At 70.9% G+C, this 19,422-nt stretch carries 19 protein-coding genes; 12 read left to right on the top strand and 7 right to left on the bottom strand.

Annotated features, from left to right (window positions below; all coding sequences use genetic code 11):
* The first annotated feature begins 149 nt into the window (after positions 1 to 149).
* Entirely contained in the window at positions 150 to 929 is a 780-nt protein-coding gene (locus tag ACGFH9_RS11405; protein WP_355622959.1) for an endonuclease/exonuclease/phosphatase family protein, read from the top strand.
* Between the two features lie 8 nt (positions 930 to 937).
* On the opposite strand, the gene ACGFH9_RS11410 is transcribed toward ACGFH9_RS11405, so the two are convergent.
* Complete coding sequence (locus tag ACGFH9_RS11410) at positions 938 to 1,948, bottom strand: tyrosine-type recombinase/integrase (protein WP_393217485.1); 1,011 nt, start codon at positions 1,946 to 1,948, stop codon at positions 938 to 940.
* A gap of 484 nt (positions 1,949 to 2,432) precedes the next feature.
* Between ACGFH9_RS11410 and ACGFH9_RS11415 the strand changes: the two genes are divergently transcribed.
* Complete coding sequence (locus ACGFH9_RS11415) at positions 2,433 to 3,269, top strand: hypothetical protein (RefSeq protein ID WP_393217487.1); 837 nt, start codon at positions 2,433 to 2,435, stop codon at positions 3,267 to 3,269.
* 82 nt (positions 3,270 to 3,351) lie between these two features.
* On the opposite strand, the gene ACGFH9_RS11420 is transcribed toward ACGFH9_RS11415, so the two are convergent.
* Positions 3,352 to 3,942, bottom strand: coding sequence for a DinB family protein (locus ACGFH9_RS11420; protein ID WP_393217489.1), 591 nt, complete (start codon positions 3,940 to 3,942; stop codon positions 3,352 to 3,354).
* A 217-nt stretch (positions 3,943 to 4,159) separates the two neighbouring features.
* Here ACGFH9_RS11420 and zwf point away from each other — a divergent pair, with 217 nt between their 5' ends.
* The 3 genes from zwf (at position 4,160) to ACGFH9_RS11435 (ending at position 7,199) form a co-directional block, all read left to right on the top strand.
* Positions 4,160 to 5,539: a glucose-6-phosphate dehydrogenase gene (zwf, locus tag ACGFH9_RS11425; RefSeq protein WP_393217490.1), complete on the top strand. Its 1,380-nt coding sequence runs from the start codon at positions 4,160 to 4,162 to the stop codon at positions 5,537 to 5,539.
* A 128-nt stretch (positions 5,540 to 5,667) separates the two neighbouring features.
* The gene (locus ACGFH9_RS11430; protein ID WP_393217491.1) at positions 5,668 to 7,077 is read left to right on the top strand and encodes an OFA family MFS transporter; all 1,410 of its coding nucleotides are present in this window, start codon (positions 5,668 to 5,670) and stop codon (positions 7,075 to 7,077) included.
* Positions 7,074 to 7,199: a hypothetical protein gene (locus ACGFH9_RS11435; protein WP_393217493.1), complete on the top strand. Its 126-nt coding sequence runs from the start codon at positions 7,074 to 7,076 to the stop codon at positions 7,197 to 7,199. The genes ACGFH9_RS11430 and ACGFH9_RS11435 overlap by 4 nt, the downstream gene beginning before the upstream one ends.
* Positions 7,200 to 7,235: 36 nt before the next feature.
* Here the strand turns inward: ACGFH9_RS11435 and ACGFH9_RS11440 are convergent, their stop codons facing one another.
* Positions 7,236 to 7,964, bottom strand: a complete 729-nt coding sequence (locus tag ACGFH9_RS11440) for an SDR family oxidoreductase (protein ID WP_393217494.1) — start codon at positions 7,962 to 7,964, stop codon at positions 7,236 to 7,238.
* Between the two features lie 177 nt (positions 7,965 to 8,141).
* On the opposite strand from ACGFH9_RS11440, the gene ACGFH9_RS11445 reads away from it, so the two are divergent.
* From ACGFH9_RS11445 to ACGFH9_RS11455, 3 genes are all read left to right on the top strand, one after another.
* Positions 8,142 to 8,603 (top strand): peroxiredoxin, encoded by a 462-nt coding sequence (locus ACGFH9_RS11445; protein ID WP_393217496.1) that lies wholly within the window; start codon positions 8,142 to 8,144, stop codon positions 8,601 to 8,603.
* Between the two features lie 73 nt (positions 8,604 to 8,676).
* Entirely contained in the window at positions 8,677 to 9,363 is a 687-nt protein-coding gene (locus ACGFH9_RS11450) for a hypothetical protein (RefSeq protein ID WP_393217497.1), read from the top strand.
* Between the two features lie 126 nt (positions 9,364 to 9,489).
* Positions 9,490 to 9,873, top strand: coding sequence for a hypothetical protein (locus tag ACGFH9_RS11455; protein WP_393217499.1), 384 nt, complete (start codon positions 9,490 to 9,492; stop codon positions 9,871 to 9,873).
* 57 nt (positions 9,874 to 9,930) lie between these two features.
* On the opposite strand, the gene ACGFH9_RS11460 is transcribed toward ACGFH9_RS11455, so the two are convergent.
* The 4 genes from ACGFH9_RS11460 to ACGFH9_RS11475 all read right to left on the bottom strand — a co-directional run bounded on the left by ACGFH9_RS11460 (position 9,931) and on the right by ACGFH9_RS11475 (position 15,216).
* Positions 9,931 to 11,418, bottom strand: a complete 1,488-nt coding sequence (locus ACGFH9_RS11460; protein ID WP_393217500.1) for a CU044_5270 family protein — start codon at positions 11,416 to 11,418, stop codon at positions 9,931 to 9,933.
* Between the two features lie 87 nt (positions 11,419 to 11,505).
* Positions 11,506 to 12,687, bottom strand: coding sequence for an enhanced intracellular survival protein Eis (eis, locus tag ACGFH9_RS11465; protein ID WP_393217501.1), 1,182 nt, complete (start codon positions 12,685 to 12,687; stop codon positions 11,506 to 11,508).
* A 103-nt stretch (positions 12,688 to 12,790) separates the two neighbouring features.
* Positions 12,791 to 13,789 (bottom strand): cytochrome d ubiquinol oxidase subunit II, encoded by a 999-nt coding sequence (gene cydB, locus ACGFH9_RS11470; RefSeq protein WP_355244746.1) that lies wholly within the window; start codon positions 13,787 to 13,789, stop codon positions 12,791 to 12,793.
* 14 nt (positions 13,790 to 13,803) lie between these two features.
* The gene (locus tag ACGFH9_RS11475; RefSeq protein ID WP_393217502.1) at positions 13,804 to 15,216 is read right to left on the bottom strand and encodes a cytochrome ubiquinol oxidase subunit I; all 1,413 of its coding nucleotides are present in this window, start codon (positions 15,214 to 15,216) and stop codon (positions 13,804 to 13,806) included.
* 176 nt (positions 15,217 to 15,392) lie between these two features.
* On the opposite strand from ACGFH9_RS11475, the gene ACGFH9_RS11480 reads away from it, so the two are divergent.
* The 4 genes from ACGFH9_RS11480 to ACGFH9_RS11495 all read left to right on the top strand — a co-directional run bounded on the left by ACGFH9_RS11480 (position 15,393) and on the right by ACGFH9_RS11495 (position 19,407).
* Complete coding sequence (locus ACGFH9_RS11480) at positions 15,393 to 16,163, top strand: lysophospholipid acyltransferase family protein (RefSeq protein ID WP_393217504.1); 771 nt, start codon at positions 15,393 to 15,395, stop codon at positions 16,161 to 16,163.
* A 146-nt stretch (positions 16,164 to 16,309) separates the two neighbouring features.
* On the top strand, positions 16,310 to 17,152 hold the full coding sequence (locus ACGFH9_RS11485; RefSeq protein WP_393217506.1) for an SDR family NAD(P)-dependent oxidoreductase: 843 nt from the start codon (positions 16,310 to 16,312) through the stop codon (positions 17,150 to 17,152).
* 71 nt (positions 17,153 to 17,223) lie between these two features.
* Positions 17,224 to 17,991 (top strand): glycerophosphodiester phosphodiesterase, encoded by a 768-nt coding sequence (locus tag ACGFH9_RS11490; RefSeq protein WP_393217508.1) that lies wholly within the window; start codon positions 17,224 to 17,226, stop codon positions 17,989 to 17,991.
* Between the two features lie 21 nt (positions 17,992 to 18,012).
* The gene (locus ACGFH9_RS11495) at positions 18,013 to 19,407 is read left to right on the top strand and encodes an MFS transporter (protein ID WP_393217509.1); all 1,395 of its coding nucleotides are present in this window, start codon (positions 18,013 to 18,015) and stop codon (positions 19,405 to 19,407) included.
* Positions 19,408 to 19,422: the final 15 nt, after the last annotated feature.

The following is a 19,422-nucleotide window of genomic DNA, read 5'->3' on the forward strand; positions in this document are numbered from 1 at the left end:
GGCTCCCCAAGTGGCACGACTCACCGATCACCGCCCCCGCGCACGCCGCAACCACACCCCCAACGCGCCAACCGCAACGAACACGACCATCGAACACAGCAACACCTTGACCACACGGCAACCCTGCCACGGACACGTAAGGTGCAGGAGTGCGCCTGGCCACCTTCAACCTGCTGCACGGACGATCCCTCACCGACGGCCTCGTCGACCCCGACCGAATCGCCGCCGCCGTACGCGCCCTCGACGCCGACGTCCTCGCCCTCCAAGAGGTCGACCGCGACCAGAACCGCAGCGGCAACCTCGACCTCACCGCCATCGCCGCCCACGCCCTCGACGCCCCACACCACCGCTTCGCCGCCGCCGTCGTCGGCACCCCCGGCGAACGGTTCCGCCCCCTGCGACACGACGACGACGGCCACGGCGAACCCTGCTACGGCATCGGCCTCATCAGCCGCCACCCCGTCCGCAGCTGGCACATCACCCGACTCAAACCCGCACCCGTACGCGCACCCGTCTACGTCCCCGGCCCCGGCGGCGGCCTCATCCTCCTCGACGACGAACCCCGCGTCGTCCTCGCCGCCATCCTGGACACCCCCCACGGCCCCCTCACCGTCGCCGCGACCCACCTGTCCTTCGTGCCCGGATGGAACGCCCGCCAACTCCGCCAGACCGTGCGCGCCCTCCGCGCGCTACCCGCCCCCCGCATCCTGCTCGGCGACCTCAACCTCCCCGCCGGCCCAGCCCGCCTCGTGTCCCGCTGGCAACCCCTGGGCCGACGCCCCACCTACCCGTCCGGGCAACCCCGCGTCCAGCTCGACCACATCCTCGCCGACCGACACGACCTCGACCAGCTCCCACCCGTACGCGCCGTCACCGCACCGGCCTCCACCATCTCCGACCACCGCCCCCTGCTCGTCGACCTCGGCTGAGGCCAGCATCAGCGCGCCGCGTCACCGTCCGCCGGCACCAGAGCCGCCAACACCCGATGGGTACGACTCGCGCGGATCGCCGCACGCTGCTGCCCGGCCGTCACCTCGATGTACGTCTGCGACGACGCCAACGACGCGTGCCCCAACAACCGCATGATCTCCGCGGCCCCCGCACCGTCCTCCGCCAACCGCGTCGCGAACGTGTGCCGCAACGCGTGCAACCGCGCCCCCTTCGGCACCCGGTCACCGATGCCCGCCCGCCGGTAACACGACTCGACCAGATACTGCAGACCACCACGGCGCAGCGGCTCGCCCCGCCGGTCCACCAGCAACGCCGAGTCGGGGCGTACCGACCGCGAACCGAAACGCCGCGCCCGACTGGCCAGATAGTCCGTCAACACCCGGTCCAGATCCGCCTCGATCGGCACCACCCGAGGCCGCCCACCCTTGCCGGACACCTCCACACGCCGCTCACCCGGACGCCCACCCAGCGACCCGACCCGCAACGCGAGCAGCTCCGACAGGCGCAACCCGGCGCACAGCGCCACCGCCAGCACCGCCACGTCCCGCTCCGGCCACGGGTCCCGCTGCCGGCCGTCGTCACGCGCCACCGACGCCAGCAGCACCTCGGGAGTGTCCGCGCCGCGCAGCGGCTTCGGCTCGGGCAGGACGGCCCGGGGCCGGTCGACCGCCGGCATCGGGTTGCCCGCCACCACTCCGTCGGTGACCAGGAACGTGAAGAAGCTGTTCCAGGTCGACCAGGCGCGGTGCACCGACGCGGGAGCCCGGGGAGCGGCGAACCGCGCGAACGCCGCCCGCAGCACACGGGGGGACAGGTCGGTGATCGTCAGCTCGTCGAGGGGGAGGGGAGTGGCGTCACCGTCGGCAACCAGGGCGGCCACGGCGTGCAGATCACGTCGGTAGGCCGCCAGGGTGTGGGGGGAGGGCTTACGGGTGGCTCGAGCGTTCAGGAACTCCTCGATCAGCGCCTTGAGCGATTCGTCCTGTTTATCATGCATAAGGGATATTATGCAGCATTTTCGCGTTGCCCGGAAGAGGTCGGCGAGGGGAGGGCGCACCACAGCGGGGCGTCGCCGACCGGCCGGACGCGACGCCGGCGACCGGATGCCCACAGTGCAACGATGCCGGGTCGTCGAGGCGACGGTGCCGGTGCGGGCGCGAGACGGCGGCGCGCGAAGCGTCTGCGGCGGCGGCCGGGTCGCCGGGTCGCCCACCAACGCCGCGCCCAGACGCCGTCAGGTGCCGCACCGGCGAGATCTTGGACAGTTTCCGTCAGCAGCTGACGGAAACTGTCCAAGATCTCGCGCTGGTCCCTGCTCGGGCCTCCGGGTACGGCCCCGATCGGGGGTATCCTCTCGCTCTACTTTACATAATGTGCATTATCGAAGTTTGAGTGGCACTCGGGGATCGCCCCGGTGGGCTAGCGTGTCGTCGATCTACTGGGGAGATTCCCCGCAGCCTTTGCAGGAAAGAAGCAATCACGTGTCTCTGTGGAAGAAGACGGCCGTCGTCGCGGTCTCGGCGCTGACGGCGCTCGCCGCATCCGCCTGCGGCGTGGCGACCGGATCGTCGGGCTCGTCCGACGCGCCGAAGCGGACCAGCGTCCTCGAACTGCTGGCCAGCGACCTCAAGGGGTCGTTGCAGAAGACCATTGAGGCGACCGACAAGAGCGACTCGGTGACGCTGACAATGACGGGCACGACCGGCGGCCAGAAGATCTCCATGCAGGGCGTCCTGGACCTGGGTGACCCGGTCAAGGCCGAGATGACGATGGCGGACCCGACGGACGGCCCGACCACCGTCCGGTTGATCGGGACCGCGTTCTACGTCGAGGTGCCGGCGAAGGACCGCTCGAGCATCGGCGGTAAGCGCTGGTTGAAGATGGACATCGCCAGCGTCGGCCAGCAGGCCGGGATGGACTTCAGCAAGCAGTTCGACGACATCGACCCGACCAGGCAGGTCAAGACCCTGCTCGCGTCCGAGGGCGTGACGGTCGTCGATGAGGAGACGGTGAACGGGGCTCGTACGGTCCACTACACCGTCACCACTCCGGTGGCGACGCAGCTGGGTCAGGTCGACGCCAAGCTGCGGGCCGGTGTCGAGAAGCAGTTCACGGCTGCGGGCGTCAAGGAGATCAAGGTCGACCTCTGGGTCGACGAGCAGTACCGGCCGCGTCGGGCGGCCACGGTCATGGGCGCGATGGGCGACATCGTGGTCGACTACACCGACTACGGCAAGGCGGTCACCATCGAGACCCCTCCGCCCGCGCAGACCACTGACTTCGCCGAGATGTTGAAGGGCCTGGGCGCCGAGAACTGATTCCGGTGGTGTGGCTGCCCTGCCGGCGCGGAGACGCGGCGGCAGGGCAACGTCGTTTTCGCCGCCTTCTCCCCCGGCTCGGTCAGTCGAACTGGTCGGCCAGTTTGCGAAGCTTGTCGATGTATGCCGGCCAGTCGTACTCGTCGGGGATGCTGATGCCGTCCTGTCGCCACCCGACGGCCCCGTCGTGCTGCTCGCGCATGATGTCCAGGTGACCGGCGTGCCGGGCGACGTCGCCGGTGACGTGCATGACGATCCGGGCCAGTGTCACGTCCTGGCGGCCGGGTTGCCACCAGGACACCTGTCCCGGCGCGTCGAGGGGTAGTTGGTCGATCGTCTCGTCCGCGAACGCGCCGACGCGGCGGTACAGGTCGATGAGGCCGTCCTTGGTCTCGTTCTCGTACGCGTACCAGTCCGCCTGCGGGTCGTCGTCGAACGCGGTGAGCGGGACCAGTTCCTGCGGTGTGGGGAACTCGCGGCCGAAGGTGGGTCCGAAGTAGGCGGCCTCGACGTTGAGGCAGTGTTTGACGACGCCGAGCATGTTGTTGCCGGTCGCGGTGCGGGGCGTTCTGGCCGCGCGTTCGCTGATGCCGTCGAGTTTCCAGATGAGGTCGTCGCGGTTCCTGCGCAGGTAGTGGTGCATTGCGGCCTTGGTGTCGTCCAGGTCAGCCATGGCGGTCATTGTCGCGTACCGGCCTCGGGTTGTGGGGTTCGGCGGAGCCAGGCCTGGGTGTGGGCGCGCAGCAGGGCTGGTTGTGGGTTCGCGGTGCGCTGTGGGGTCATCTTCCGTTGTCGCCGACCTCACGTGGGCCGCTCGCTGGGAATTCCGCTGGCGGGGTGCGCCGTTGTCCGTTCGGAAGATCAGGTCGACATGATCGGATGGAAGTGTCATGCGCGTGCGCTCAGACGCGGTAGTGCTGTTCGGCGTGACAGGTGATCTCGTCTCGAAGAAGCTGTTTCCGGCGCTGTACGAGTTGACGCGGCGGGGGCGTCTCGACGTTCCGGTGATCGGGGTGGCCCGCTCCCCCTGGGATGACCAGCAGTTGATGGCGACCGCCCGTAAGTCGGTGGCGGAGGCTTCCGACGAGGTGGACGACGAGGCGTTCGACGCGTTGGCGGCCAACCTGTCGATGATCTCCGGGGACTACGCGGATCCGGTCACGTACGAGCGGCTGGCGGAGCGTCTGCGCGACGCGCAGCGGCCGATCTTCTATCTGGCGATTCCGCCGATGGTGTTCGGTTCGGTGGTGCGGGGTTTGGCGGCGGTCGGGTTGGCCGATCGTGGTCGGGTGATCGTGGAGAAGCCGTTCGGGCGTGACCTGGCGTCGTCGCAGGAGTTGGATCGGACGTTGGGGGCGGCCTTCGAGGCGAGTCGGGTGTTCCGGATCGACCACTACCTGGGCAAGGAGGCGGTGGAGGGGTTGTACGTGTTCCGGTTCGCCAACCGGCTGTTCGAGCCGTTGTGGAACCGTGAGCACGTCGACAACGTGCAGGTGACGCTCGCCGAGGGTTTCGGTACGCAGGGTCGGGCGGGTTTCTACGACACGGTGGGTGCGACGCGGGACGTGTTGCAGAACCACATCTTGCAGGTCGTGGCGTTGATCGCGATGGACGCGCCGTCGGGTGACAACGTGGACGCGTTCCGTGAGGCGGAGGCGGCGGTGCTGCGGCAGGTCGTGCCGTTGTCGCCGGAGTCCACGGTGCGCGGGCAGTACGCGGGTTATCGGGACGAGCCGGGTGTCGCGGCGGATTCGAACACGGAGACGTTCGTGGCGACGCGGTTGACGGTGGATTCTGCCCGGTGGGCGGGTGTGCCGTTCTATCTGCGCACGGGTAAGTCGTTGCCGGGGACGGCGACGGAGGTGGTGGTCGAGTTCAAGCGGCCGCAGCGGTCGTTGATTCCTGCCGAGGGTGGGGCGGTGGCGCCGGCGAACCTGTTGCGGTTCCGGTTGGGTCGTGGTGACGGCATCACGATGTCGATCCAGGCGAAGAGCCCGGGCGCGCAGGTGGCGAGTCGTCCGGTGGACCTGTCGGTGGATTTCGGTGCGGCGTTGGGTCGTCGGCAGGAGGCGTACGAGCGGTTGTTGGACGATGCGATGGACGGTCAGCATCTGCGGTTCGCGCGTGCGGAGACGATTCGGCAGGAGTGGCGGATCGTGGAGCCGATCCTGGATCTGGCGGCGCCGGTGCGGTCGTACGACAGGGGTAGTTGGGGTCCGGCGGAGGCGGATGCTTTGGCGGGTGGCTGGCACACGCCGGACCTGAGGTAGTCGCGGCATGGGCTGAGTGACCGCTCAGCTCATGGGAGGGACCGTCCGGCGACGGTGAGGTTTGCTCCTTGGGTGCGGGGTGGGCACGTTGTGACCACGTTTCGTCCGCCTCGGAGAGGAAGCAGCGCATGCTTTCCGCACTCGATCGTCGGCACACCGTCGCGCCGCCCGGCTACAGCCGGTGGCTCATCCCCCCGGCGGCGTTGGCCATCCACCTCTGTATCGGCCAGGTCTACGCCACGAGCGTCTACAAGAATTCGTTGATCGCCCACTTCGACACGGGTCAGACCGCGATCGGGGTGATCTTCAGCATCGCGATCGTGATGCTGGGGTTGTCGGCCGCGGTGGCCGGGACGTGGGTGGAGGCGAACGGGCCGCGTAAGGCGATGTTCGTGTCGGCCTGCTTCTGGGCGGCGGGTTTCCTGGTGGGGTCGCTGGGCATCGCCACGAAGCAGTTGTGGCTGCTGTACGTGGGCTACGGCCTGCTGGGCGGCATCGGTCTGGGTATCGGGTACATCTCCCCCGTCTCCACGCTGATCAAGTGGTTCCCGGACCGGCCGGGTCTGGCGACGGGGTTGGCGATCATGGGGTTCGGCGGTGGGGCGATGGTGGCCTCTCCCCTGTCGCGGCAGTTGCTGTCGTTCTACGACCCGGGCTACGACCCGTCGAACGCGGGTTCGACGGCGTCGGGTAGCGCGCTGGTGTGGTTGTTCGTGACGCTGGGCTTGGGCTACTTCGTGATCATGATGTTCGGTGTGGCGAACGTGCGGGTGCCGGCCGAGGATTGGCGTCCGGCGGGCTTCGATCCGGCGTCGGTGGCGGCGAAGCCGCTGGTCACCACGGCGAACGTGTCGGCGGCGAACGCGGTGAAGACCCGGTCGTTCTGGCTGTTGTGGGTGGTGCTGTTCTGCAACGTGACGGCAGGCATCGGCATCCTGGAGCAGGCCAGCCCGATGATCCAGGACTTCTTCCGGGACAACGGGACGTCGGCGGTGTCGGTGGCGGCGGCCGGCGGGTTCGTCGGTCTGCTGTCGTTGTTCAACATGGCGGGCCGGTTCGTGTGGTCGTCGACGTCGGACGTCATCGGGCGTAAGCCGATCTACCTGGTGTATCTCGGCGTGGGCATGGCGATGTACGCGCTGCTGGCCCTGTTCGGGCACACGGCGACGGCGTTGTTCGTGCTGTTCGCCTGCGTGATCCTGTCGTTCTACGGTGGCGGGTTCGCGACGGTGCCGGCGTACCTGCGGGACCTGTTCGGCACGTACCAGGTGGGTGCGATCCACGGCCGGTTGTTGACGGCCTGGTCGGCGGCGGGTGTCGCGGGGCCGCTGATCGTGAACGGGTTCCTCGACGCGCAGGGCAAGCCGGGCACGTTGACGGCGGCGGCGTACCGGCCGGCGCTGTTCACGATGGTGGGTGTCCTGGCGGTGGGCTTCGTGGCGAACCTGCTGGTGCGGCCCGTGCCGCAGCGCTACCACGAGCCGGCGGAGCCGGACGTGGACGAGAACGAGGCGACGGCGGGAAGTGGGACGCGATGAGTGACGACAGCCGTGACGGGCAGCAGGCCCGGTTGTGGATTTCCTGGCTGGTGGTGGCGGTGCTGCTCGGCTACGGGGTCGTGCAGACGGTGATCACGGCGGCGAAGCTGTTCACGCACTGAGAGCGGTGAGCCGGGGCGCGTGTCGCGCGCCTCGGCTCACAGGCCGCCGGAGACCCGCAGCACGGTGCCGGTGGCGTAGGAGGCGTCCGGGCTGAGGAGCCAGGCGATGGCGGCGGCGATCTCGTCGGGTTCGCCGGCGCGGCCCATGGGGATACGGCCGGCGGCGCGGTCGGCGCGGTCGGGTACGCCGGAGTCGGTGTGGATGTCGGTGCGTACGAGGCCGGGGGCGACGCCGTTGACGCGGATGCCGCGCGGGGCGAGTTCCTTGGACAGGCCCACGGTGAGGGTGTCGGTGGCGGCCTTCACGGCGGCGTAGTGGACGTACTCCCCCGGGCTGCCGAGGGTCGCGGCGGCCGAGGAGACGTTGACGATGGCGCCGCCGTCGGTGAGACGGCGGGCGGCCTGTTGGGCGCAGAGGACGTACCCGATGAGGTTGACGTCGACGACGCGGCGCAGGTCCTCGACGCGCAGGTCGGTGAACGGGCCGATGAGGCTGGTGACGCCGGCGTTGTTGACCAGGCCGGTGAGGGGGCCGAGCTGCGCGGCGGCGTCGAACAGGGCGGTGACCTGGTCGGGGTCGGTGGTGTCGGCGCGTACGGCGATGGCCTGGACGCCGGTGGCGTGCAGGTCGGCCAGGACCGCTGCTGCGGCGGTGTCGTCGCGGCGGTAGCACAGGGCGATGTGGTGGCCGGTGGCGGCGAGACGGCGGGCGGTGGCCGCGCCGATCCCGCGGCCGCCGCCGGTGATGACGGTGACGGGTGCCACGGTGTCTCCGGTGCTGTCGGGTGGGTTGGGAGGACGCTACCGCGACCGACGCGGGTGGTCGTCGAGTGGAGGGTCACCCCCGGCGGCGCGCCCGCCGGGGGTGGTCGACGAGTGTCGGCGCTGCGGGTGTGATCGCTTACGCTCACCGCGCGTTCGATCGGACAACGGAGGTGCGCGGTGGCGGGTGTGGGTGTGGGCGATGTCGTGGACGACTTCGAGCTGCCGGATGAGACGGGCACGCCGCGGCGGCTGTCGGAGTTCCTGGCGTCGGGGCCGGTGGTGCTGTTCTTCTATCCCGGGGCGATGACCCGCGGGTGTACGGCGGAGAGCTGCCACTTCCGGGACCTGGCGGCGGAGTTCACGGCGCTGGGCGCGTCGCGGGTGGGTATCAGCCGCGACGACGTGGCCAAGCAGGCGGAGTTCTCGAAGCTGCACGGCTTCGACTATCCGCTGCTGTCGGATCTGGACGGCACCGTCGCGAAGGCGTTCGGGGTCCGGCGGCGGGTGCCGTTGGGGGCGTTGAGCACGAAGCGGATGACGTTCGTCATCGGGACCGACCGGCGGGTCATCGAGGTGATCCACAGCGAGGTCAGCATGAACGACCACGCGGATCGGGCGTTGCGGGCGCTGGGTGGCTGAGCCCCGTGCGGTGGGTGTCGCAGCGAGCTGGTATCAAGACAGTAATCAAACAGGTGTACGGAAGAGGGTTGTGATGGATGCCGGCCAGGGTTTGTCCACTGACGAGGTGCAGAGCATCCGGGAGGCGTTGGCCGCTGGCCGTAAGCCGAGGGTGGTGTTCACCGCGGCGGCGGGGCAGATCGCCGGTCAGGTCGGTCAGGTCGTCGAGTTGACCGATCCGGAGGTGTCCGACGAGTTCGTGGTGGTGCGGTTCGGCCGCGACGAGTTGCCGTTCTCCCCCGCCGATCTGGCGGTGGCGCCCAAGGGCGCCGGTCGTCGGGTGGCGGAGCCGAAACCGGAGCCGGAGCCGGAGGCGACGCCCGTGCCGGCCGCGCCGGAGTTCGTGTTGGACACGCCGCGGGTGCCCGCGCCGCGACAGGAGGAGCCGAAGGTGGAGCCGATTGAGAAGCCGCCGGCGCGGCGGGCGGTCAAGGCCGCGAAGCCCAAGAGCCCCGCGGGACTCACGGTGACGCTGGCGTACGCCGACGGCGAGTGGACCGTCGCCGCGCAGCAGGGCAGCAAGGCCCTGGCGAAGCCGTACGTGGTGAAGCCGGCCGAGGCGTTGAAGATGGTGGCGCTGGTGGACGTGCCCGGTGTGCAGGAGGCGGTGGAGCAGATCCTGGGCGCCGAGCGGGCCGAGGCCGAGCAGCAGGCGGAGAAGCTGCGCGCGGAGCTGGCCGAGATCGAGGCCCGGTTGGCGGAGCTGCGCGAGGCGAGCTGACGGTGCTCACCGGCCGGCGTGGTGTTCCACCAGGCGGGTGAGCAGGCGGGTCAACTGGTCGCGTTCGGCGCTCGTCAGGGGTGCGAGCAGGTCGTCCTGCACGCGGGCGACGGTGTCGGCCATCCGGTGGGCTTCGCGGGTGCCGTCGCGCCCCTGGGCGTCGACTTCGACCAGGTCCTCGCGCTCAACGCCCTCGCCGCCGGCCCCGTCGCGCGCACGCAGCTCGTGCGACGCATCGCGGCCGCCCGCAGGATCGCCGAATCGGTCGTGCACGAGGCGATCGTCGGCCTCGTCGACGCCGACCTGGCGCGGCTCGACGACAGCGCCGAGCCGCAGGTGCGGCTCACCGACGCCGGCCACGCCGCCCAGGTCCACGTCACCGAGGCCGTCGGGGGTATCACGGCCCGGCTGTACGCGGACATCCCCGCCGAGGAGTCCCGCACCGCGGCGCAGGTCCTCACCCTCGTCACCGAACGCGCGAACGCCCAACTGGCGGCGATCCCGGTCTGAGCACGACGCCGTCACCGGGCGGCCGGCTCCGCCTCTGTGGGTGCCGGCAGCCTGCCGTTACGGGCGCTGCCCGAGCTGCGCCACCACGGCCCGCTGCAGCACCGCTGTCGTGCCCAGCACCGTCCCGGCCGGCCCGTCGGCGGTGTCCGCCACGAGGTAACTGCGCTCACCCAGATAGTCGAACGTCCGCTCATCGAAGATCCACTCGTCGCGGCGGTTCCGCTCGGTGTGCGCGACGGCTATCCCCCGCCGCCCGGCCGCGTCGGTGACCCCGTGCACCACCTCGACACCGGGGATCTTCGCCGCGGCCCGGTAGAGCGCGGCGCTCGTGCGCGGTGACACCAACGACTCGCGCAGGATGTCGCCGATCGCGGTGAACGCCGCGCCGTCGCGGCTGTTGCCCCGGCCCCGCTGCGCCCGCTCCCGATACAGCTTCGCCAGCAGGGCGTCCGGGTCGTCGGGCAGGTCGACGAGGACCGCGTTCGGCGTCACGTCCGGGAGGGTCTCGCGTCGCGGGATCACACCGATGATCGGCGCGTCGAAGAACGGCTGCCGCAGCAGGCCGTCCCCCCGCTCGTCCCGGGGGATCCAGATCTCCCGCTCGTGCACCGGTTGCAGCCGCGCCGGACCGTCACCGAACTCGGCGAAGGCGCCCTCGCTTCTGATGTAGACGTAGCTGCCCTCGCCGGGCGGCGGCACGGGCCTGTCGGCGGCGGCCACGGCCATCCGGTTCAGCAGCAGCGTCGCCCCGGCACGTTCCCCCTGCTCGACGGGGACGACCAGTGGCGCAGCATCCGGCGTCCACGGCTGCGCGATCACCCCCGCGACGGCCAGCACACCCGCGGCCGGCACGAGCACCAGCACCCGTCGGGGCGACCGCGCCGGTCGCCGCGCCTCGGTCAGCAGATGGCGCCGCAGTGCCTGTCGGCGCGCCGACGGCAGAGCCGGTACGGACGGGGCGAGGGGCTCTCTCATCGATACTCTCCCTGCTCGACGGGGATCATCCGGGTGCCGGTCAACTCCTGCTGCGCCAGCGTCCGCAGCCGGCCCCGGGCCCGCGACAACCGGGAGCGCACGGTCCCGACGGGTACGCCCCAGCGCCTCGGCCGCGGCCGCGTAGTCCAGCTGCGACCACACGCACAGCAGGAACACCTCCCGCTCCGCGCGGCGCAACTCCCGAAGGGCGGCCATCGCCGCGGTCACCTGATCGGCGTCGTGCATCCGGTCGACCACCTCGTCGGCGAAGTCCGGCACGGTGTCACGTACCGGCAGCCGCCGTAACGCCTCCCGGTGCCGGCGCGCCGCCCGGCGGCGATTGCGCAGCACATTTGTCGCGATACCGAGCAGCCACGGGCGCAGGCTGTCGCCGTCCGGGCGCAGGGACTCACGGACCCGCCACGCCTCGAGGAACGTCAGCGACACCACATCCTCGGCGTGCGCCGGGTCGCCTCCGCTCCAGAGCGCATGTCGATGAACCGCGTCGGCGTGCTCGTCGAAGAGCTCACCCAACGCCTCGGAGTCCCCGGTCCGGATCCGGGCCCGCATTTCGGCTGTCACACCTGTATCTGTCCGCTGCCGCCGGCGGGTTCCCACGTGCGGGGCGCGAATCCGACCGGCACCGGAGAGTGCCGGTCAGAAGTAGTCGAGCAGCTGCGCCGGTCTTCCAGCGGCCAGCAGGTCGAGCACGGCCGGGTCGACGGCCGGAGCGTGGTGCAGCAGCCCGGCCTGCGCGACCGCGTGGGCCGGCGCGGCCCCGGCATAGAGCAGAGCGAAGCCGCGGACGTCCAGCCGCAGGTCGGCCTCGCCGTCGACGCGGGTCAGCTCGGCGGTCCCGTCGGCCACGGCCAACCGCCAGGTGCCGGTGTTCCAGTCGGCGAGCGGGTCGGTGAGATGGAAGTCGACGACGCCCCGGGTGTGCACGGGCCATCCGCGTGCGCTTACCGCCCGGACGACGTCCACCGGCCGGTGCATCCACAGGTCCCGCTCGTGGTCGCGGGCCGCCTCCAGCGGCAGGACGGTGCTGACGGCGTCACCGTCGAGTGGGCACAGCCGCACCGTCGGGGCGACGCTGGCCCAACTACCGAGCACCCCGGCGAGTTCCCGGGCCGCCTCGGCGGTGGTGGCCAGGGCCTCGTCGACGGTGAGGACCGAGTCGGCCCCGTAACCCCGACCACGCTGCCAGGTGGCGTAGCCGACCAGATCGCCGTCGGCCTCGACGAGGGTGAGCCCGTCGCCGGGGAGCTTCGCGTCGGCGGCGAAGAAGTCGAACAGCTCACCCCGACGCGTGAGCATGCCGTTGCGGTGCCGGGCGACCCGCTCGTACAGGTCGGCGACGGCGTCCAGGTCGGCGGGCGTGCCGGCCCGGACGGTCAGGTGCGACGCGGGCCGGTGCCGGGGAAGCGCGGCGGTGGCGAGGTTGACGGTGCGCAGCACGCCGCCGGTCTCCCAGCCGCAGGCGCGGTAGGGGGCGGCGACGGTCGGATACAGGGCGCTGACCGCCGCGCCGCGCTCGTGGGCGCCGGCCAGCAGGGCGGTGAGCAGGGCTCGGGCCACGCCCCGGCCCCGCGCCTCGGGGGCGACCGCCACCCCGGCGACGTCGGCCGCCGCGACAGCCCGCCCGGACCACCACTGGTCGTGGTGCAGGTCGACGGCCTTGCCGACGAGCCGGCCGCCGTCGTCGAACGCGCCGTAGCGCGTCATGCCGGGCACCTCGACGCTCGTGCTGGCGGGGCGCTCCGAGGTGGAGCCGAACGCGAGCCGGCCCAGCTCCCAGGAGGCGTCGAGGTCGTCGACGGTGAGTTCACGAACGCGCATCGGCACACCGTAGCGGGGCGCCCCCACACCCGACAGCAGATATATCCGCCGGACGAACCCCGCCGATCACGGAGTTGTGGTGGGTGACAAAAATCGGTGGGGGTCAGTGTTGCGGGATGTTGGCCACGCCGATGCGCTTGCGGAACACCCAGTACGTCCAGCCCTGGTACGCCAGCACCACCGGAGTGAAGATCACCGCCACCCACGTCATGATCTTCAGGGTGTACGGGGTGGAGGCGGCGTTGGTGGCCGTGAGCGTGCCCGCCGCGTCGAGGGTGGACGGCAGCACGTTCGGGAACAGCGCCGCGAACAGGGTCGCCACGGCCAGTCCGATCGCCGCGGCCGTACCGGCGAACGCCCAGCCCTCTCGTCGTACCCGGGCGGCGGCCAGCGCGCCGAGCAGCGCGAGGGCCGCGCCGACGGCGAGCACGACGGCGGCCGCGCTGGAGCGGATGCTCAACGTCCAGGTCAGGAAGCCCACCGTGAGGACGGCGGCCCCGACGCCCAGGCGCACCGCCAGGGCACCGGCGCGCTCGCGGATGTCGCCGGTGGTCTTCAGGGCCAGGAACACCGCGCCGTGGGTGAGGAACAGCGCCAGGGTGGTCGCGCCACCGAGCAGGGCGTACGGGTTGAGCAGGTCGACGAGGCCGCCGACGTACTCGTGGTCGGCGTCCAGCGGCACACCGCGCAGGATGTTGGCGAAGGCGACGCCCCACAGGATCGCCGGCAGCAGCGAGCCGACCACGATGGCGGCGTCCCAGCGGCGCTTCCAGGACTCCTCGGGGCGCTTGTGCCGGTACTCGAAGGCCACCCCGCGGGCGATCAGGGCCAGCAGGATCAGCAGCAACGGCAGGTAGAAGCCGGAGAACAGGGTGGCGTACCACTCGGGAAACGCGGCGAACATCGCGCCGCCAGCGGTGATCAGCCACACCTCGTTGCCGTCCCAGACCGGGCCGATCGTGTTGATCAGGACGCGGCGTTCCCGGTCGTCGCGGCCGAGCACGGGCAGCAGCATGCCGACGCCGAAGTCGAAGCCCTCCAGGATGAAGTAGCCGGTGAACAGCACGGCGACGAGGAGAAACCAGATGGTGGTCAGGTCCACGATGGGCTCCGGGATCAGTAGGCGAAGGCGAGCGGGCGCTCGGCGTCGTCGGTGTCGTCGGCGGGGGGTTGTTCGCTGACGTCGGGTACGCCGGCCCTGGCGTAGCGCAGCAGCAGCTTCACCTCGATCACGGCGAGGGTGGCGTAGATCAGCGTGAACGCGGTGAACGAGGTGAGCACCTCGGTCAGCGAGACACTGCGGGACACCCCGTTGCGGGTGAGCATCTCGCCGAAGACGATCCACGGCTGGCGGCCCATCTCGGTGAAGATCCAGCCGAAGGAGTTCGCCAGCAGCGGCAGCACCGGCATGGCCAGCCCGGCGCGCAGCAGCCACCTGCTGCTCGGGGTACGGCCCCTGCGCTGGGTCCAGAGCACCAGCAGCGCGATCGCGCCCGCCGCCAACCCGAAGCCGACCATGAAGCGGAAGCTCCAGTAGGTGACCGGGATGATCGGGGTGTAGCTGCCCGCGCCGTACTGGGTGGCGTACTGGGCCTGCAGGTCGTTGATGCCGTGCACGGTGCCGTGCGGGTCGCCGGTGCCCAGGTACGACAGCAGGTACGGGATCTTGAGGGCGAACACCTCGCGGCTGCCGTCGAGGCTGCCGATGGTGAGTACGGAGAACGAGGCGGGGCTCTCGGTGGTGTAGAGCCCCTCGGCGGCGGCCATCTTCATCGGCTGCACGTCCGTCATGATCTTGCCCTGGATGTCGCCGGTGAACAGCACGGCTGCGGAGGCGACCAGGACGACCCAGGAGCCGAACTTCGTGGCGAAGCGGTACGCGCCGGTGTCGGCCGAGTCGCGGTTGCGGATGACGTGCCACAGACCGACCGCGACGATCAGCGAGCCGGCGACCAGGAACGAGCCGGCCAGGGTGTGCGGGAAGGTGATCAGGGCGACCTTGTTGGTCAGCACGGCCGGGAAGTCGGTCAGTTCGGCGCGTCCGCTGTCCGGGTTGATCCGGTAGCCGACGGGGTTCTGCATGAAGGAGTTCGCCGCGAGGATGAAGTACGCGGACAGGTTGGTGCCGATCGCGGCGGCCCAGATGCTGGCCAGGTGTGCGCGCTTGGGCAGCCGGTCCCAGCCGAAGATCCACAGGCCGATGAAGGTGGATTCGAGGAAGAACGCGACGAGTGCCTCGATGGCCAGGGGCGCGCCGAAGATGTCGCCGACGAAGCGTGAGTAGTCGCTCCAGTTCATGCCGAACTGGAACTCCTGCACGATGCCGGTGACCACGCCCATGGCGAAGTTGATCAGGAACAGCTTGCCGTAGAACTTGGTGAGCTTGAGGTAGCGCTCGTTGCCGGTGCGGTGCCACATCGTCTGCAGGATCGCCACCAGCACGGACAGGCCGATGGTGAGCGGTACGAAGAGAAAGTGGTAGACGGTCGTGACACCGAACTGCCACCGGGCGACGTCCAACGCGTCCACCTGTTACCCCCCAGCTATGCGTACTACGAGACGTAGTAAATACTACTGCTCGTCGTAAAAGATTGGGCAGGGCCGGGCGGCCCGAACCGGCCCGGGACCAATGACCCTGATCACCCCCGGGCATCCGGCCGACCCGCCCCCGCCGGTCCGTTGCGCCGTGCGACGATGGCGCGCTGATGAACACCGCGTACTCCCCCTGGCAGCCACCACTGCTCTGGCGCGCCGCCCTCGCTGTGGCCCGCGCCCTGGTCGGCCTGCTCGCCCGCCTCGAGGTCAGCGGCGACGTCCCCGCGCACCTGCGCCGAGGCCCGCTCGTACTGGCCGCCAACCACATCAGCCCGTTCGACCCCGTCGTCATGATCGCCGCCTGCCGGACCCGTGGCATCGTCCCGCGGATCATGGCGACCGCCGGACTGTTCCGCGCTCCCGTGCTCGGGGCCGCCATGCGACACGTCGGGCACATCCGGGTCGACCGGGGCACCAGCGGCGTACACCAGGCCCTCGACGACGCGGCCGACGCCGTCGCGGCGGGCTCGGTGATCCTCATCTACCCCGAGGGGCGCATCGGCCTGGACCCCGGCATGTGGCCCGAACGCGGCAAGACCGGTGTCGCCCGGCTCGCGCTGGCCTGCGGCGCTCCCGTCGTCCCGGTCGCCCAGTGGGGCGCGCACGAGGTGCTGCCCTACCGGGCGCCGAAGGGAATGCTGCGCGGCATCGCCCGCGCGCTGTGGCGTCGCCCGGTGATCCGGGTGCACTTCGGCGAGCCCGTCGACCTGGGCGAGTCGAACGCCAACACCCCCGGAGCGGCCCGCCGGGCCACCAACCGGGTCGTCGACGCCCTCACCGACACCCTCGCCCCCCTACGCCCCGACGAACCCGACCGCCCCCGCCACGTCGACCCGGGCCGCCCCGTCGACACCAGCCGCGCCCACCGCCGGTCCAGCTAGCGAACGAGCACCGCCTCGGCGGCCGGGTGGTCGGCGGGCCTTCCGACGCCGAGCACCAGTACCGGCCGTACCATTCGAAGACGTTCACCGCGGGGTTGGTGCGGACCGGGCGGCCGGCGGGGACGGGTTCACGAAGGCAGGAGATCATGAGCGAGCAGACGGTGCTGATCACCGGGACGTCCACCGGCATCGGTCTGGAGACCGCGCTCGGCTGCGCCCGCGCCGGCTGGCGGACGGTCGCCACCATGCGCGACGTCGGCCGCGCCGAGCGGCTGCGCGCCGCCGCCGACGCCGCCAAGGTCGCCGACCTGATCGACGTACGCCGTCTCGACGTCACCGACCCCGAATCAGTGAGCGCCTGCGTGGATGAGGTGGTCGACACGTACGGTCGGCTCGACGCGCTCGTCAACAACGCCGGCGCCGGGCATGTCGGCACCCTGGAAATCGACAGCGTCGACGATGCCCGGGCCGTCATGGAAGTCAATTTCTTCGGTGTGCTGCACGTCAGCCGCGCCGCCCTGCCTCACCTGCGGGCCAGCCGGGGCCGCCTGATCGCCGTATCCAGCGTCGGCGGAATCGTCGGGCAGCCGTTCAACGAGGCGTACTGCGCGGCGAAGTTCGCCGTCGAGGGATACCTGGAATCGCTCGCCCCGCTCGCCGCGACCACCGGGGTGCGGGTCACCCTCGTCGAGCCGGGCGCGGTGGCCAGCGAGTTCGTCGCCACCATCGGCATCGATTCCGACGCCGCCAGCGCCGCCGCCGGGGTGTACGGGCCGGCTCTGCGCGCGTACCTGGCCCGCACCGGCCAGGCATTCGCCGCCGCGCAGTCCTCGGCCGACGCCGCGGCGGTCGTGGTGGCCACGCTGCTGGACCCGACACCGCCGGTGCGGGTGCAGACCTCCGACGGGGCCCGGCAGTTCGTCGGCGTCAAACTCACCGACCTCGACGGTGCCGCGGTGGCCCGCTTGACCGGCGGCTGGCTGGCCTGACCGACGCCAGCGGCGACGGATGTCGCCCGTAGGCCACCTGCGCTCCACCGGCCGCGTGCATACTGCGTCGCGTGCTCAACCGATCCGCCTACCTCGACGCGCCCGCGCCGCTGGCGTTCGCCCACCGCGGCGGCGCCGCCGAGGGCGACGAGAACACCACCGCGGCGTTCGCCCGGGCCATCGGGCTCGGTTACCGGTACGTGGAGACCGATGTGCACGCCACCGCCGACGGCGTCCCGGTGATCTTCCATGACCCGACGCTCGCGCGGGTCACCGGTGCGGCGGGGCGCATCGCCGACCTGAGCTGGGCCGACCTCGCGTCGGTACGCGTCGGCGGCGCTGCCGTCGTACCCCGGCTCGACGAGGTCCTGGACGCCTGGCCGCAGGTCCGCTTCAACATCGACGTGAAGGCCGACGGCGGCGTCGCGCCGACGGTCGCCACCCTGACCCGGGTCGGCGCGGCCGACCGGGTGCTGCTCGCCTCGTTCAGCGACGCCCGACTGGCCCGACTACGGGCCCTCACCGGGGGACGTGTCGCCACCAGCCTCGGCATGCGCGCCGTCGCCCGTCTGCGGCTGGCTTCCCTGCACGGCCGGCCGTTGCGGCTGCCCCCGTCGGTGGTCGCCGCGCAGGTCCCCCCGCGTTACGGGCGGGTGCCGGTGGTGGACCGCCGGTTCGTCGACTACTGCCACCGGCTCGGCCTTCAGGTGCACGTCTGGACGATCGACGAACCGGGCCAGATGCACGACTTACTGGATCGTGGTGTGGATGGCATCATGACCGATCACGTCGGCGTGCTGCGCGACGTCTACCGCAGCCGCGGCCACTGGGCCGCCTGACCAGCACCGAAGGAACCCCCGATGGCCGAGACCGTGACCCCCACGGTGGACGACACCCCTCCGCCTCCGGCGAGCACCCGCCGCGAGCGCCGCGGCTGGTACATCTACGACTGGGCGAACTCCGCCTTCCAGTCCACGGTGATCACCGTTTTCCTCGGCCCGTTCCTGACCACCGTCGCGGAGACGGCCGCCGGCTGCGAACTGGGCGCGGACACCTGCGACGGGTACGTGCACCCGCTGGGCATCCGGGTCGCGGCCGGGTCCTACTACCCGTACCTGATCTCGCTGTCGGTGTTCCTGACCGTGTTCGCGTTGCCGGTCATCGGGGCGATCGCCGACCGGTCCGCGAACAAGAAGCGCCTGCTCGGCGGGGCCGCGTTCACCGGCGCGGGCGCGACCATCGCGATGGCCTTCGTCACCGGCGACCGGTACCTGCTCGGCGGCGCGTTGTTCCTGGTCGCCAACATCTCCTTCGGCGCCGCGATCGTGGTCTACAACTCGTTCCTGCCGCAGCTCGGCGGCCCCGACGAACGGGACGGCATCTCCAGTCGTGGCTGGGCGCTGGGCTACCTCGGCGGTGGCCTGCTGCTGGCGGTGAACCTGGCCACGGTCTCCCTGCTCAGCGAGGACGGCAACCCGCAGCGCACCCTGGACCTGGCCCGCTGGTCGATCGTGTCCGCCGGTGTGTGGTGGGCGGTGTTCACCCTGGTGCCGCTGCGCTGGCTGCGCGACCGTCCCAGCGCGGAGGCCGTGGCCGCGCGGGGCAACGTGCTCACCGACGGGTTCCGGCAGCTCGGCCGCACCGTGCGCGGGATCAGGGCGTACCCGCTGACGTTGTTCTTCCTGCTCGCGTTCCTCGTCTTCAACGACGGCATCCAGACCGTCATCACGATGGCCAGCCAGTACGGCACCGAGGAGTTGCGGCTGGAGCAGAGCACCCTGATCGTCACGATCCTGCTGGTGCAGTTCCTCGCCTTCGGAGGCGCGTTGCTGCTCGGCGCGCTGGCCCGGCGCATCGGGGCGCGCAAGACCGTGCTGATCAGCCTGGTGCTCTGGGCCGGTGTGATCCTCGGCGTGTTCTGGCTGCCCGCCGAGGCGCCGCTGCCGTTCATGGCGCTCGGCGCCTGCATCGGCCTGGTCCTGGGTGGCAGCCAGGCGCTGAGCCGGTCCCTGTTCAGCCAGCTCATCCCCGCCGGCAAGGAGGGCGAGTACTACGGCTTCTACGAGATCAGCGACAGGGGCACGAGCTGGCTCGGCCCGCTCGCGTTCGGCATCGTGTTCCAACTCACCGCCTCCTACCGCGTGGGCCTGGTCTCCCTGGTGGGCTTCTTCGTGGTCGGTTTCCTGCTGCTGTTGGCGGTGCCGATGCGCCGGGCCATCATCGCGGCCGGCAACACGCCACCACGGGTGCTCTGAGCACGTGCGACGCAC

The organism is Micromonospora sp. NPDC049102 (assembly GCF_043197485.1).
Lineage (GTDB): Bacteria > Actinomycetota > Actinomycetes > Mycobacteriales > Micromonosporaceae > Micromonospora.

Coding starts and splice junctions, on each gene's coding strand:
- ACGFH9_RS11410 (WP_393217485.1), bottom strand. CDS start 1,948: ATGCATGATAAACAGGACGAATCGCTCAAGGCGCTGATCGAGGAGTTC.
- ACGFH9_RS11420 (WP_393217489.1), bottom strand. CDS start 3,942: ATGGCTGACCTGGACGACACCAAGGCCGCAATGCACCACTACCTGCGC.
- zwf (WP_393217490.1), top strand. CDS start 4,160: ATGCGCGTGCGCTCAGACGCGGTAGTGCTGTTCGGCGTGACAGGTGAT.
- ACGFH9_RS11430 (WP_393217491.1), top strand. CDS start 5,668: ATGCTTTCCGCACTCGATCGTCGGCACACCGTCGCGCCGCCCGGCTAC.
- ACGFH9_RS11435 (WP_393217493.1), top strand. CDS start 7,074: ATGAGTGACGACAGCCGTGACGGGCAGCAGGCCCGGTTGTGGATTTCC.
- ACGFH9_RS11450 (WP_393217497.1), top strand. CDS start 8,677: ATGGATGCCGGCCAGGGTTTGTCCACTGACGAGGTGCAGAGCATCCGG.
- ACGFH9_RS11460 (WP_393217500.1), bottom strand. CDS start 11,418: ATGCGGGCCCGGATCCGGACCGGGGACTCCGAGGCGTTGGGTGAGCTC.
- eis (WP_393217501.1), bottom strand. CDS start 12,687: ATGCGCGTTCGTGAACTCACCGTCGACGACCTCGACGCCTCCTGGGAG.
- ACGFH9_RS11480 (WP_393217504.1), top strand. CDS start 15,393: ATGAACACCGCGTACTCCCCCTGGCAGCCACCACTGCTCTGGCGCGCC.
- ACGFH9_RS11485 (WP_393217506.1), top strand. CDS start 16,310: ATGAGCGAGCAGACGGTGCTGATCACCGGGACGTCCACCGGCATCGGT.
- ACGFH9_RS11495 (WP_393217509.1), top strand. CDS start 18,013: ATGGCCGAGACCGTGACCCCCACGGTGGACGACACCCCTCCGCCTCCG.